Here is a 13182-nt window from a genome sequence, read left to right as displayed (position 1 = left end):
AGGGATCACGCGTCGGGAGGCCGCGCCCCGCGTGTCGCGGGTCGCGCGGCGGCGACCGGCCCTCGGGCGGCTTCACCGCCGGATCGCCCCGGCGCGCACGGCGGAAGAGCACGGTTCGCGTTCGGGCGCAGAAGGGGAGGGGCCAGACCGTCACCCGCCTTCCGGCTCATGAGCCCCAGCACGTTTCAGCCCTGCGGGACGGCAATCCGGCGGAATGGCACCCCGTGGACCTCGGATGCCGCAGATCGACGCTCGGGGGAATTCCGGGGCTCGGCGGGCGGCCGACGTGCGGCCATGTGCTGCCGGGTGCGTGCTTCCTGTGGCGTGCTGCCGCGAGCGCGCTTCCCGTGGCGAGCTTCCCGGGGTTCAGGAGAGCGGCGCGGCTAGGGTGCGCCATCGACGCGGGCGGGGCGGGCCGGCGGTGGCGCGGCCGTCCCTCAGCCGGCGATCGCGCTCACCTCTTCCTTGTTCTTGTAGTTCTTGAAGAGGAGCGTGCGGGCCTTCGCGACGAAGGTGCTCTCCGAAACCCGCAGGGCGACGCTCAGCTCGCGTGCGAGATCGGCGTCGGTCATCGGCTTCTCTTTGGTGACGCTTTCCAATATCCGCGTGGCTGCCGAAGCGGAGCGATGGCTCACTTCCAGCTCGTTGAACCAGATCGAGTTCACGGTCCGGCAGTTCACGGCCTTCACGAAGCAATCGACCGTGAGCCTTGCATATTTGGCCGCGCTTTTGCGGTTGTCGCGCGCGTAATAAACGATGGCGCAGAACAGCATGCACTTGCACAGATTATAGCCATAGGTCAGCCGGAAGTTCACGCCCGAGCTGAAATAGATCTCGGTCGCCGTCTCCGCGGTCTCGAGCGCCTTGTCGACATCGCCCTGGCTGATGCGGTAGTGCCACAAGGCGGTGAGATAGGAAATCTTCAGCTGCAACGGCTCTTCCCGGACGCTGGAGCGATCCTCCGGCATCTTGGCGAGCGTCGTGTTGGCGAAGGTCCAGAGATCCTCAAGGTCGTCGACCGTATTGCCGGCCTCGATCGACTTGTAGATCAGGATCACCACTGCATTGACGATGTAGCCGAACAATTCGGGGTCGACGTTTTCCTTCGCCTGGTAATAGCGGAGGATGCTCCGTGCCACGAACTGGCTGGTCTGCGCGTCCCGGTGGCGATTGGAGGCGAAGGAGAAAAACTCCCGGAACTCGACCTTGGTGGACGGCAGCATTTCGGTCAGCGCCAGATCGGTGGTCATCCATCCGATTTCGCGGCTCTGTCCGCCTTCGCCATCATTGAACAGCTTGATCGACTTCACATGGTAGTCGGGCAGCTTGATGCTGTAGTCGATGCGCCGGTAGGGAGCGAATTTGGCCCGGTGCTTCTCTCCCAGTCCCTCCTCGAGGCCCTGCAGACGAACGGAGAAGCGCTCCTCCGCCTTTGCGAGCTTCTCGACCTGCATCTCTCCGTCAGCGCCAATGAAGCGCACGAAGACCGCCTTCGGCACCCGATCTTCGGCATTGTAAACGCGGAAGGCGACCTCATCCTCGTCGATGTAACTAATACATTTCATCGGTTCACGAGGTGACGACGGTCTGGCTTTCGACATTATACCTTATTCACTCATGATGGCGTTGCGGTATGCATTATGGGCGGAAACAAGGCAGGAAGCCAACATAGAGAATGGCACCGATGTGGAAAGTTCCAAGCCTGGTTTCCTCAGTCTGTGGTACAGGTACGAGACTACTTGATTGGCACGGCGGTGCTGTCCGCTCCTGACAATCGTCCTTCCCTAATGCGCTCGTCGTGGGACGCGTCCAGCCTCAACATGGAATGTGTCGAGACTTTCAACGCTTGGAGCTTGGCTGTCGGCATGTGTCAAGCTCCCCTTGCGCGTTCGCCATCCGGCTTCCCGGTTCGATTTATCGGAAATGAGCCTCGCATTTTGCCAGCGCGGCGTCGAGCCTCAAGAGCGGGCGATTACTGAGTGGGCCAAGTGCATGGCTTGCATACACGGGCCCGGCGGATGGAGGCGTGTCGGCTCACCGGAGCGGGAAGCGCTTCGCTGTCGACGAGCAAGCAAGATTCGCGCACTTCCGGGCTTAATCTCGCCGCGATACCGTTGCTGACTGAGCACCCGCCATGCTGAAGCTTTTGAAATCGATTCCGCGTCTGCTCTTCGAAGCCGTGGTGCTGCTGGTCGTCGTGCTCGACGAATTGGCGCGCCCGATCTATCGGCCGCTCATCGCGGCGGTGGCGCGCTGGCGCCTGATGCAGCGCTTCGAGGCCTGGGTGGCCGGGCATGGGCGCCTGACCATTCTCATCCTGCTCGCCGTGCCGCTGGTGGTGGTGGAGCCGATGAAGTTCCTGGCGGTGATCTGGGCCGCCAAGGGGCATTATGCCTCCGGCACCGTCGCGCTCGCCTTCGCCTATCTGGTCAGCTTCGTGGTGGTGGAGCGTATCTACAGCGCCGGCAAGCCGAAGCTGATGACCTTCCCCTGGTTCGCCTGGGGGGTCGGACTGATGGAGATGGTGCGCGGCGCGGCGCTCGAGGTGCTGCGCGCCAGCCCGGTCTGGCAACGGGCGACCCGGCTGGCGGCGTGGCTGCGCGCCCGCGTCGCCCGTTTCCGGGCCGGCGCGCCGCGTTGAGGGCGGGGGAGTTACCCCCGGCCTCGCCGGAGCAGGGAAGGGCGCTGCCGCCCCCTCACCACTTCCCGGTGTTGGGCAGCGAGGCCCACGGCTCCTGCGGGGCCTTGGCGCCGCCCTTCTGCAGCAGCTCGATCGACACGTTATCGGGTGAGCGGATGAACGCCATGTAGCCGTCGCGCGGCGGCCGGTTGATGATGACGCCGGCGTCCATCAGCTTCTGGCAGGTGGCGTAGATGTCGTCGACCTCATAGGCGAGGTGGCCGAAATTGCGGCCTTCGCCATAGGCTTCCGGGTCCCAGTTATAGGTGAGCTCCACCTCGGCGACGCCAGCCTGGCCGGGGGCGGCGAGGAAGACCAGCGTGTAGCGCCCCTGGGGCACCTCCTTGCGACGCACTTCCTCGAGGCCGAGCTTGTTGACGTAGAAGTCGAGCGAGGCATCGATGTCGGTGACGCGCACCATGGTGTGCAGATATTTCATGGCATCCTCGGCTGATCGGCGAATGAAACCGCCCGCGGTCCGGGCGATGGAGCAGGCGGCAGCAACATATGGTTCTCGACGACGACATCAAGTCCGCGCGGGCCGCGCTCGCCGACATACTGGACGGCATGCGGGCCGGGGTCGCCTTCACCGGCGCCGGCATCTCCACCGAATGCGGCATTCCCGATTTCCGCTCGCCGGGCGGGCTGTGGACCCGCAACCAGCCGATCGATTTCGAGACCTTCCTGTCGAGGCGGGACATGCGCGACGAGGCCTGGCGCCGACGCTTCGCCATGGAGGCGGCGTTCGGCGGCGCGCAGCCCGGGCGCGGCCACCGGGCGCTGGCCCGGTTGATCGGGGACGGGCGCCTCGCCGCCGTCGTCACCCAGAACATCGACGGCCTCCACCAGGCCTCCGGCGTGCCGGAGGAGCGGCTCGTCGAGTTGCATGGCAATTCGACCTACGCCACCTGCCTCGCCTGCGGGCTGCGGCACGAGCTGTCCTGGGTGCGGACGCGATTCGACGCGCTGGGCGGGCGCGCGCCGGACTGCCGGGAGTGCGACGGTCCGGTCAAGACCGCGACGATTTCCTTCGGCCAGGCGATGCCGGGTGAGGCGATGGCGCGGGCGCGGCAGTTTACACAGGACTGCGATGTGTTTCTGGCCATCGGCTCGTCGCTGGTCGTGTATCCCGCGGCCGGATTTCCCTTGGAAGCCAAGAGGAACGGGGCGACGCTGGTGATCATCAACCGCGAGCCGACCGATTTAGACCCGGTCGCCGACTTGGTGATCCATGCCGATATCGGCGACATATTGGATGAAGTCGAATAGCCACACTTGGGCTTTTTGACTCGATTGGGGTGTTTTCGTGGCGGAAACGGGTGCTATGCTCGGCACTGCTTGAATCGTAGGTGGTGCCGAAGCTGGGGCGGCTACGCGCTGGCACAAGTGGGGTGGGTCGATGGTGTCCGACGGATCTTCGCCACGTTATGGCCTGAACGCGCGTGGCGGGCTGGGCGGCGATCTCGACGAGGGCGCGGACGCAGATGCCCACGTGATCCAGGTAGCCGGCACCATCAAGTGGTTCGACGTTTCCAAGGGCTACGGCTTCATCATTCCCGACGAGGGCGGCAGCGACATCCTCCTGCACGTCACCTGCCTGCGCCGCGGCGGCTTCCAGACCGCTCAGGAAGGTGCGCGCGTGGTCTGCGAGGTGGTGGCGCGCGAACGCGGCTTCCAGGCGCTGCGCGTGCTGTCGATGGACGAGACCACGGCGCTGCACCATTCGCAGCTGCCACCGGCGCGTACCCATGTCGCGGTGCAGCCGACCGGCGGCTTCGAGCGCGCCTGGGTGAAGTGGTTCAATCGCCTCAGGGGCTTCGGCTTCCTCAGCCGTGGCGAGGGCACGCCCGACATCTTCGTGCATATGGAGACGCTGCGTCGCCACGGGCTCACCGAGCTGCGTCCCGGCCAGGTGGTGCTGGTGCGCTTCGGGCCGGGCCCGAAGGGGTTGATGGCGGCCGAGGTGCGGCCGGACGGCTCCTCGATACCCTCTTCGCACTGATCTCTCCGCGGCGTCCCGTCGAGAGAAGGGATGCCCGCCGGTTCCGGCCATATCGGCGCCATGTTGCGCTGGTGCTTTCGCCCGATCTCCCCGCCAAGCAAGGGAAGGCGCCTGCCGCGCCGCCGCCGCATCATGACCGCATCGATCCGCCTTTCCGTCCTGCCGGCCGTGCTGCTGGCGTTCAGCCTCATCTTTCTCGCGCTGGCGCCGCAGGCGGCCCATGCCGCCAGCTTCGAAAAGGCGACCATCGACACCCGCTCGGGGCCGGTGACCTTCGACGTCGAGATAGCCGTCACCGCCGACGAGCGCGCCAAGGGGCTGATGTACCGCACCGAGCTGGCGCCCACCGCCGGCATGCTGTTCGATTTCGCGGTGTCGCAGCCGGTCTATATGTGGATGAAGAACACCTACATTCCGCTCGACATGGTGTTCATCCGCGCCGACGGGCGCATTGCCCGCATCGCCGCCGACACCACGCCGCTGTCGACGCAGACCATCGAATCCGGCGAGCCGGTGCGCGCCGTGCTGGAGTTGCCGGCCGGCACCGCCAAGGCGCGCGGCATCGCGGTGGGCGACCGCATCCGGCACCGCTTCTTCACCGCGAATTGAGGCCGCCGAAACCGCGGCGCCGATAGCGCCCGGCGAGGCCCGCCGGGAAGCCCTCCACGCGGGAAGGGGCACCCGCGCCCACCCGCCCGGTCGGATGGGTGCACCGGGGCGATGATCCCTTCAGGGGCGTCCGGACGCGCTGGCGCCGCGACCGGCTGCTTCACGCGGCGAGCGGGTCCGCGGCGGTGCCGCACTGGCTATTGGAAGAATGTGAGGTTCACCAGCGGCGACACGTCGCCCGCAAGGGTCTGCATCGCGGCGATGGCGGCTTCGACCTGCTGGAGAACCGGGGCGATGTCGCCCTCCGCAATCATCTCGTTGAGCGTTCGCGCCCCGCCCCAGACGCCGTCCATCGCGACCTCTGCGGACATGATATAGTCGCGCGCCGACTTGAGAGCTTCCAATACGGCCTGGATCGCTTCTCCATCCAGCATCATATTACCTCATGCTTGCTTGAGCGCGACCGTAGCGCACCATCGCGCTTTTGTGCATCCTCCGCCGCGCGGGGCCGATGCGGCTCTCTCCAATGTGATGGCGCGCCGCTGTCGTTGGGGCAGCGAAAGGGCCTGGGGTCGGCAAGCTCCGTCTTCATGAACGGACGAAGAACGCCGCGTTGGAACTCTGTTGGGACTTTTGCCTCCAACTCTTGCCATTGGGGGGCTCTCTATGCCAAAGCATGTGCGGGTGCCGGAAAAGACCGGCGCCTAAAAACGTTGGAACACAACGGGTTTCGGTCGGCGGGGTATAGCGCAGCCCGGTAGCGCGGAAGTTTTGGGTACTTCAGGTCGCAGGTTCGAATCCTGCTGCCCCGACCAGACCGGACACGCGCCGCGGTTCGTCGCCTTTGCCGCCTTGGAATGTCGGGTCGCGCGCCGTGGGGCGCGCGGGATTTGGGAGCGCAGGTCGATGGTCGCACGCATCTACAAGCCGAGCCGCAACGCGATGCAGTCGGGCACCGCGAAGACCAAGCTGTGGGTGCTGGACTACGAGCCCGAGCAGCCCCGTCAGGTGGAGCCGCTGATGGGCTACACCAGCTCCGGCGACATGAAGAGCCAGTTGCGCCTGCGATTCGACAGCAAGGAAGAGGCGGTGGCCTATGCCGAGCGGCACGGCATCGCCTATCAGGTGCAGGAGCCGAAGGAGGCGACCCGGCGCCGCATCGCCTATTCCGATAATTTCAGCTTCCGCCGCGTCGGGCAGTGGACGCACTGACGTCGGCCCTGGGTCGCGCCGGTGGCGCGGTCCGTTGCGCTGCCGCCGGCTGATTTCCGGCCGGCCTGCGGCCCCGTAGCTCAGCTGGATAGAGCAGCCGCCTTCTAAGCGGCAGGTCCCTGGTTCGAGCCCAGGCGGGGTCGCCATCTGACCTATTGTGATTTCTACGTTATTTTCATTCTCCGCATGTGTTGCGATGAGAACGGAGCGGGCTCAATCTCACTGAGTTTCTGCGTTTCGTGACAGAGCGTCCCGAGAAAGTCCCGAGCCGAGCGGCTGCGGAAAAGAGGGGCCCTCCGCCCTTCATCGCAGCCTGAAGCGCTTCGTCCGCGTTGACGCTCACTATTCCATTCCGTTTCGTCGCCATACGGCAAGCGGCGACGGCCGAACTGTGCTTCTCGGATCGTTCGGGACGCTGCGCGCGATCCGTCGCCTTGCCGCCTTCCAATCGATCCGGTGCTTCCCGGCTGACAAGACCGCGCACGTCGCGCGCCTGCCGCCCTGCCTCATGCGGGCCGCGGTGGTTTCATACTCCCGCCATCCGCATGGTCTTCGCTGCCGGACCTCACTCGTGCTCGGTCGTCCCGTCGGCTGATCGATGCGGAGCCGACGCATGCGCAGAGCCTTGTTCCTCGTCGTCGTCATTGCGAGCCTGATCCTTGGCGGCGCGCTGCTCCGGCTCGGCCTGATGCTGCCGCGCGCGGCCGAGACGGCGCCGGGTGGCGAGGTGAACGGCCATTACGACTATGCCGGCATCGTCCACGGTCATTCCGGCTTTTCCGGCGACGCCTATGGCAGCTATGACGACCTCGCCGGGGCCGCCGCCACGCAGGGCCTGCGCTTCCTCGCCCTCACCGAGCACAACAATCTGAGGGCGACGCTGGAGGGCATGGAAGGTTGGCACCACGGCGTGCTGATGCTCTCCGGCGTGGAGAACTCCCGGCCGGAAGGCTATCTGCTGGCGCTGGGCACCCGGAGCTACCAGACCGCTCGGGCGGACGCGACCGACCGTTTCCTCGCCGAGGCGGCGGCGCAGGACGGCGTCGTGCTGATCGCCCATCCCAGCCGGCCGAAATGGCAATGGTCGGGGCAAATAGATTCCCGCATCGCCGGCATGGAGATCCTCGACCTCGCCGATTGCTTCTATGCGGCGCCGCTGCTCGACAAGCTGGCGCTGGTGCTGCTCTACCCCTTCCGCCGGGCTTCCGCCTTCCTGATGATCTACGACACGCCGGAGGCCGGCCTGCAGCGCTGGGACGCGGTCAATGTGACGCGTCCCTTCGTCGGCACCTATGGTCCCGACTTCCACCAGTCGATCGGCCTTGTCGGATCGCTCAAGCTGCACTGGCCGCCGGCTGGCGACCTGATGCGGTTCGCGCGCGACCATGTCCTCCTCGATCGGCCGCTCGCCGCCGACGCGCCGGGAGCGCGCGGGCAGATCCTCGACGGCATCGGGCGCGGCCATCTCTATGTGTCCGTCGACCTTCTCGGCGACGCCACCGGCTTCATGTTCGCCGCTACGCGCGGATCGGCGCAGGGCTGGATGGGGGATACGCTCGCCGGCACCGGCGCCGCCCGTTTCCGGGTCGACCTGCCGTCCTCGGCGCAGCGCCTGCATCCGGTGGTGAGGATCCTGCGCGACGGCGTCGAACTGGAGCGGCAGCCTTGGCGCGGGCAGCCAGTCGAGTTCACCGGCGCGCAGCCCGGCGCCTATCGCGTCGAGGTACGGGTCCGCGTGCCCCGTCTCTTCGGCGGCACGCGCGAGATCGTCTGGATCTACGCCAATCCGATCAGTCTCGCCGCCGCCCCGTGACTCCCCCTCGTGACGCCATGCCGACCCCGGTCGCGCCGGCTCGTGGCTCCGGAGAAACCAGATGGTTTTCTTCCTCTGGCCGAAATGTCGCCGGAAGATGCTCCGGCTTGCCGCGACTGTCTCGCTTCGCCGCCGCCTAAGATGAGCGCGAAAGGTGGTGCGGGCGCCATGAGGGCGGCCCGCGCGCCGCAGTGACGGAGACGACGATGCTTGACCATTCCGGCCCCACCGACAACCAACTGCATGCCTGGGACCGGGATCACTTCTTCCATCCCTCCACCGCCATGGGCACCCATGCGCGCGGCGAGACGCCAAACCGCATCGTCACCGGCGGCGAGGGAGTCTACATCGTCGATCGCGACGGCCGCCGCAGCCTCGATGCCTTCGGCGGACTTTATTGCGTGAATGTCGGCTATGGCCGGAAATCCATCGCCGACGCCATCGCCGACCAGGCGCACAAGCTCGCCTATTACCACGCCTATGCCGGCCATGGCTCCGAGCCGTCCATCGAGCTCGCCAAGATGGTGATCGACCGCGCGCCCAAGGGCATGAGCCGGGTGTTCTTCGGCCTGTCGGGCTCGGATGCCAACGAGACCAATATCAAGCTCATCCGCTACGTGAACAACGTGCTCGGCCGGCCGGAAAAGAAGAAGATCATTTCGCGCTGGCGCGGCTATCACGGCTCCGGGCTGATGACCGGCAGCCTCACCGGGCTGGCCGGCTTCCACAATCTGTTCGACCTGCCGATGGGCAACATCCTGCACACCGAGGCACCGTATTATTTCCGCCGCGTCGACCGCAGCCTCACCGAGGAGCAGTTCTCCGATTTCTGTGCCGCCAAGCTGGAGGAGATGATCCTCGCCGAGGGGCCGGACACCGTCGCGGCCTTCGTCGGCGAGCCGATGCTCGGCACTGGCGGCATCGTGCCGCCGCCGGCCGGCTACTGGCCGAAGATCCAGGCGGTGCTGAAGAAATACGACATCCTGCTGGTGGTCGACGAGGTCATCACCGGCTTCGGCCGGCTGGGCACGATGTTCGGCTCGGATTTCTACGGCATGGAGCCGGACCTCATCACCATCGCCAAGGGACTCACCTCGGCCTATGCGCCGCTGTCGGGCGTCATCGTCTCCGACAAGGTGTGGAAGATCCTCGTCGACGGCTCGGACAGTTTCGGCCCGATCGGCCATGGCTGGACCTATTCCTCGCACCCGCTCTGCGCCGCCGCCGGCGTCGCCAACCTCAAGCTGATCGACGAACTGGACCTCCTCGCCAATGTCCGCGAGGTCGGCCCCTATCTGCGCGGCGCGCTCACTGATGCGTTGGCCGACCATCCGCTGGTCGGCGAGGTGCGCGGCGAGGGCATGCTGGCCGCCGTGGAGCTGGTGAAGGACAAGGACGACCGGGTGTTCTTCGAGCCCTCCAACAAGGTGAGCGTCCGAGTCGCGGCGGCGATGCTGGAGCGCGGCGTCATCGCCCGCGCCATGCCGCAGGGCGACATCATCGGCTTCGCCCCGCCGCTCTGCCTCACCCGCGAGGAGGCCGACATCGTCGTCGACGCGACGAAGCAGGCGGTGGAGACCGTCGCGGCCAGCCTTTGATCGATCCGCCGGTAAGTAGGCGTCCCGGCTTTTGCCGGGTCGCCTCTCGTCCTAAACAGATTGACGGGGCGGCCACCGCGCCCGCCCGACGTGTTCCCGGAGAAGCTTCATGAAGATCGGCGCCCTGTTCCCGCAATTCGAGATCGGCACCGATCCGAAGACCATCAAGGAGTTCGCCGTCGTATCCGAGGAGCTCGGCTACACGCATCTCACCGCCTTCGACCAGATCATCGGCCTCAACAAGGCGAGCCGGCCGGGCTGGACCTATGTCCACGACGCCGAGGACATGTTCCACGAGCTGTTCGTGCTGTTCGGCTACCTCGCGGCGGTGACCTCCAAGATCGACTTCGTCACCGGCGTGCTGGTGCTGCCGATGCGCGGCACCGCGCTGGTCGCCAAGCAGGCGGCCGAGGTCGACCTGCTCTCCGGCGGCCGGCTGCGGCTCGGCGTCGGCGTCGGCGTGAAGCCGGAGGAATTCGAGGCGTGCGGCGAGGAATTCGGCAATCGCGGCAGGAGGATGGACGAGCAGATTGATGTTCTGCGCAAGCTCTGGTGCGCCGACCTCATCACTTATGAGGGCAAGTATCACCGCATCGAGGATGGCGGCATCAACCCGCTGCCGGTGCAGCGGCCGATCCCGATCTGGATCGGCGGCGTCTCGGAGGCGGCGATCCGCCGGGTCGCCAAGCTCGGCGATGGCTGGCTGCCGAACTTCCAGGCCGACGACACCGGCAAGCGCGGCATCGAGGAGATGAAGGCGCAGGCGCGTGCCAATGGTCGCGACCCGGACGCCATCGGCATCGAGGCGACCATGACCATCATCGACCGCACCCCGGCGGAGCTGGCCGAGGAGGTCGAGGCGTGGCGCGCCATCGGCGCCACCCACATCACCGTCAACACCATGCCGGAGCGCTGGGTCGAGGAAGAGAAGCGCTGGAACAAGGCGGCGATCGGCGGCCTTCACGATCCCAAGGCGCATATCGAGGCGGTCCGCGCGTTCCGCGCCGCCCTGCCGCATCTGTTCTGACGGCCGGGCAAGGGAGAAGGCGGCATGCCGGTTTTCGCGCGCGGGGAATATCTCGCCCGCCTCGCCCGGGTGAAGGCGCGGATGCGCGCGCGTGGCCTCGACGTGCTCATCTGCGCCGATCCGGCGAGCATGAACTATCTCACCGGCTATGACGGCTGGTCGTTCTACGTGCACCAATATGTCGTGGTCGGTCTCGACCGCGAGGAGCCGCTCTGGGTCGGCCGGGCGATGGACGCCCCCGGCGCCCGTCTCACCGCCTTTCTCGACGCCGATTCGATCCGCGCCTATCCCGAGAGCCACGTCGATTCGCCGGTGCTGCATCCCGCGCAGTTCCTTGCCGGCGTCATCGCCGATCTCGGCTGGGGGCGGGCGGTGGTCGGCGTCGACCTCGACGCCTTCTACTTCACCGCCCGCGCCTATCTGGAACTCGGAAAGGCGCTGCCGGCCGCGCGGCTGGTCGACGCGGAATTGCTGGTCGCCTGGGTCCGGCTGGTGAAGTCGGAGGCGGAGGTCGAGCTGATGCGCGGCGCTGCCGCCATCGTCTCGAACGCGATGACGGTCGGCATGCAGGCAGTGGCGCCGGGCGTGCGGGAATGCGACGCGGTGGCGGAGATCACCGCCGCGCAGTTCCGCGGCAGCGCCGGCTTCTGGGGCGACTATCCCGCCGCGCTCGCCAATGTCCCCCATGGCGAGAAGACCGCCGCGCCGCATCTCACCTGGACCGGCGAGCGCTACAAGCACGGCGAGGTCGCCTATCTCGAGCTCGGCGGCTGCCACGCCCGCTACCACGCGGCGCTGGCGCGCACACTCTATATGGGCACGCCGCCGGCCGCGCTGCTCGACGTGGTGAAGGTGGTCGCCGAGGGCATGGAGGTGGCGCTCGACGCCGCCCGCGCCGGCACCACCGCCCATGAGGTGGCGAGCGTGTGGAATCGCGTCATCGCCCGCGCCGGCTATGAAAAGCCCTCGCGCATCGGCTATTCCATCGGCCTCAACTACCCGCCGGACTGGGGCGAGCGCACGCTCAGCCTGCGCGAGGGCGAGCATGCGGTTCTGGAAGAAAACATGTGCTTCCACATGATCCTTGGCATGTGGATGGACGATTGGGGCTATGAGCTTAGCGAGACCTTCCGCATCACCGCCTCCGGCGCGCCGGAGGTGTTGACGGATTTTCCGCGTGAACTGGTGATCAAGCCCTGACGGGGGAGCGATGACGATACCGGAGGAGAATTCGCGGGCGCAGGTGCTGGCGCTGTGCGGCGGCATAGGCGGGGCCAAGCTGGCGCTCGGCCTCTACCGCACGCTGGGGCCGGGCCATCTCACCGTGGCGGTCAACACCGGCGACGACTTCACCCATCTCGGCCTGCACGTCTCGCCCGACATCGACACCGTCGCCTACACGCTGGCCGGGCTGAACGACACCGAGCGCGGCTGGGGCCTCGCCGGCGAGACCTGGCACTTCATGGAGGCGCTCGGCCGGCTCGGCGGCGACACCTGGTTCCAGCTCGGCGACCACGACCTCGCCACCCATGTGGTGCGCACGCAGCGGCTGGCGGCCGGCGAGACGCTGTCGCAGGTGACGGCCGGGCTCGCCACGCGGCTTGGCCTGCACGCCCGGCTGCTGCCGATGAGCGACGATCCGGTGCGCACCCTGGTCGACACAGAGGAAGGCCGGCTGGCCTTCCAGAACTATTTCGTCGAGCATCGCTGCCGGCCGCGCGTCACCGGCATCAGTTTCGCCGGCGCCGAGACGGCGAAGCCGCAGGACGACGTGCTGGCGCTGCTCGCCGACGGCACGCTGGCCGCCATCGTCATCTGCCCGTCCAACCCGTATCTGTCGGTCGATCCCATGCTGGCGATCCCCGGCCTGCGCGAGGCGCTGAAGGCCTCGGCGGCGCCGGTCATCGCGGTGTCGCCGATCGTCGGCGGCAAGGCGGTGAAGGGACCAACCGCCAAGATCATGGAAGAACTCGGCCTGCCGGTGTCGATCCGCGCCATCGCCGACCATTATCGCGACCTGATCGACGGCTTCATCCTCGACGATGCCGATGCGGCGGATTCCACCGGCCTCGGCATCCCCTCGGTGGCGACCCGCACGCTGATGGAGACGCTGGGCGACCGCGAGCGGCTGGCCCGCTCGGTGCTCGACTTCGCCGCCGGCCTGCGCCGCCACCGCTGACGGCCCGCCGGGCGCCTGATTTCCTGCCTGCGCGCCGGCCCCTCTTCCCAATAGGGAGAGGG

The 13182-nt window shown here is 67.0% G+C and carries 13 protein-coding genes and 2 tRNA genes; 12 read left to right on the top strand and 3 right to left on the bottom strand.

All coding sequences use genetic code 11. The annotated features are described in order from the left end of the window. Positions 1-437 precede the first annotated feature (437 nt). Positions 438-1565 (bottom strand): hypothetical protein, encoded by a 1128-nt coding sequence (locus tag LGR54_RS07000; protein ID WP_230361227.1) that lies wholly within the window; start codon positions 1563-1565, stop codon positions 438-440. 569 nt (positions 1566-2134) lie between these two features. Between LGR54_RS07000 and LGR54_RS06995 the strand changes: the two genes are divergently transcribed. Then, on the top strand, positions 2135-2641 hold the full coding sequence (locus LGR54_RS06995; RefSeq protein ID WP_230361226.1) for a hypothetical protein: 507 nt from the start codon (positions 2135-2137) through the stop codon (positions 2639-2641). Between the two features lie 55 nt (positions 2642-2696). Here LGR54_RS06995 and LGR54_RS06990 read toward each other — a convergent pair whose 3' ends face one another. Further along, entirely contained in the window at positions 2697-3119 is a 423-nt protein-coding gene (locus tag LGR54_RS06990) for a VOC family protein (protein WP_230361225.1), read from the bottom strand. A 68-nt stretch (positions 3120-3187) separates the two neighbouring features. On the opposite strand from LGR54_RS06990, the gene LGR54_RS06985 reads away from it, so the two are divergent. The 3 genes from LGR54_RS06985 (at position 3188) to LGR54_RS06975 (ending at position 5291) form a co-directional block, all read left to right on the top strand. Further along, a complete protein-coding gene (locus tag LGR54_RS06985; RefSeq protein ID WP_230361224.1) occupies positions 3188-3949 on the top strand; it encodes a Sir2 family NAD-dependent protein deacetylase in 762 nt (253 codons plus the stop codon). Between the two features lie 130 nt (positions 3950-4079). Further along, positions 4080-4682 carry a cold-shock protein gene (locus LGR54_RS06980; protein WP_230361223.1) on the top strand — a complete coding sequence of 201 codons (603 nt, stop codon included), beginning with the start codon at positions 4080-4082 and terminating at the stop codon, positions 4680-4682. Positions 4683-4814: 132 nt separating this feature from the next. Next, positions 4815-5291 (top strand): DUF192 domain-containing protein, encoded by a 477-nt coding sequence (locus LGR54_RS06975; RefSeq protein ID WP_230361498.1) that lies wholly within the window; start codon positions 4815-4817, stop codon positions 5289-5291. Between the two features lie 197 nt (positions 5292-5488). On the opposite strand, the gene LGR54_RS06970 is transcribed toward LGR54_RS06975, so the two are convergent. Next, positions 5489-5728 carry a hypothetical protein gene (locus tag LGR54_RS06970; RefSeq protein WP_230361222.1) on the bottom strand — a complete coding sequence of 80 codons (240 nt, stop codon included), beginning with the start codon at positions 5726-5728 and terminating at the stop codon, positions 5489-5491. Positions 5729-6029: 301 nt separating this feature from the next. Between LGR54_RS06970 and LGR54_RS06965 the strand changes: the two genes are divergently transcribed. From LGR54_RS06965 to cofD, 8 genes are all read left to right on the top strand, one after another. After that, positions 6030-6106, top strand: a tRNA-Pro gene (locus tag LGR54_RS06965). A 91-nt stretch (positions 6107-6197) separates the two neighbouring features. Then, on the top strand, positions 6198-6503 hold the full coding sequence (locus LGR54_RS06960; RefSeq protein ID WP_214009594.1) for an ETC complex I subunit: 306 nt from the start codon (positions 6198-6200) through the stop codon (positions 6501-6503). Between the two features lie 69 nt (positions 6504-6572). Continuing rightward, positions 6573-6649 (top strand) — tRNA-Arg (locus LGR54_RS06955). Positions 6650-7116: 467 nt separating this feature from the next. Next, complete coding sequence (locus tag LGR54_RS06950; RefSeq protein WP_230361221.1) at positions 7117-8316, top strand: hypothetical protein; 1200 nt, start codon at positions 7117-7119, stop codon at positions 8314-8316. Positions 8317-8522: 206 nt separating this feature from the next. Further along, positions 8523-9914, top strand: a complete 1392-nt coding sequence (locus LGR54_RS06945) for an aspartate aminotransferase family protein (protein WP_230361220.1) — start codon at positions 8523-8525, stop codon at positions 9912-9914. A 109-nt stretch (positions 9915-10023) separates the two neighbouring features. After that, positions 10024-10941 (top strand): LLM class F420-dependent oxidoreductase, encoded by a 918-nt coding sequence (locus LGR54_RS06940; RefSeq protein WP_230361219.1) that lies wholly within the window; start codon positions 10024-10026, stop codon positions 10939-10941. Between the two features lie 24 nt (positions 10942-10965). Next, on the top strand, positions 10966-12141 hold the full coding sequence (locus tag LGR54_RS06935) for a M24 family metallopeptidase (protein WP_230361218.1): 1176 nt from the start codon (positions 10966-10968) through the stop codon (positions 12139-12141). 10 nt (positions 12142-12151) lie between these two features. Next, the gene (cofD, locus tag LGR54_RS06930) at positions 12152-13120 is read left to right on the top strand and encodes a 2-phospho-L-lactate transferase (RefSeq protein ID WP_230361217.1); all 969 of its coding nucleotides are present in this window, start codon (positions 12152-12154) and stop codon (positions 13118-13120) included. Positions 13121-13182: the final 62 nt, after the last annotated feature.

The sequence above is a fragment of the Ancylobacter sp. Lp-2 genome, assembly GCF_020523795.1.
GTDB lineage: Bacteria > Pseudomonadota > Alphaproteobacteria > Rhizobiales > Xanthobacteraceae > Ancylobacter.
The sequence above is the reverse complement of the archived record's forward strand: the minus strand, read 5'-3'. Positions and strand labels throughout refer to the sequence as shown.

Bases quoted from the DNA above. Each gene is read 5' to 3' on its own strand.
- LGR54_RS07000 (WP_230361227.1), bottom strand. From the start codon at position 1,565: ATGAAATGTATTAGTTACATCGACGAGGATGAGGTCGCCTTCCGCGTT.
- LGR54_RS06995 (WP_230361226.1), top strand. From the start codon at position 2,135: ATGCTGAAGCTTTTGAAATCGATTCCGCGTCTGCTCTTCGAAGCCGTG.
- LGR54_RS06990 (WP_230361225.1), bottom strand. From the start codon at position 3,119: ATGAAATATCTGCACACCATGGTGCGCGTCACCGACATCGATGCCTCG.
- LGR54_RS06985 (WP_230361224.1), top strand. From the start codon at position 3,188: ATGGTTCTCGACGACGACATCAAGTCCGCGCGGGCCGCGCTCGCCGAC.
- LGR54_RS06980 (WP_230361223.1), top strand. From the start codon at position 4,080: ATGGTGTCCGACGGATCTTCGCCACGTTATGGCCTGAACGCGCGTGGC.
- LGR54_RS06975 (WP_230361498.1), top strand. From the start codon at position 4,815: ATGACCGCATCGATCCGCCTTTCCGTCCTGCCGGCCGTGCTGCTGGCG.
- LGR54_RS06970 (WP_230361222.1), bottom strand. From the start codon at position 5,728: ATGATGCTGGATGGAGAAGCGATCCAGGCCGTATTGGAAGCTCTCAAG.
- LGR54_RS06960 (WP_214009594.1), top strand. From the start codon at position 6,198: ATGGTCGCACGCATCTACAAGCCGAGCCGCAACGCGATGCAGTCGGGC.
- LGR54_RS06950 (WP_230361221.1), top strand. From the start codon at position 7,117: ATGCGCAGAGCCTTGTTCCTCGTCGTCGTCATTGCGAGCCTGATCCTT.
- LGR54_RS06945 (WP_230361220.1), top strand. From the start codon at position 8,523: ATGCTTGACCATTCCGGCCCCACCGACAACCAACTGCATGCCTGGGAC.
- LGR54_RS06940 (WP_230361219.1), top strand. From the start codon at position 10,024: ATGAAGATCGGCGCCCTGTTCCCGCAATTCGAGATCGGCACCGATCCG.
- LGR54_RS06935 (WP_230361218.1), top strand. From the start codon at position 10,966: ATGCCGGTTTTCGCGCGCGGGGAATATCTCGCCCGCCTCGCCCGGGTG.
- cofD (WP_230361217.1), top strand. From the start codon at position 12,152: ATGACGATACCGGAGGAGAATTCGCGGGCGCAGGTGCTGGCGCTGTGC.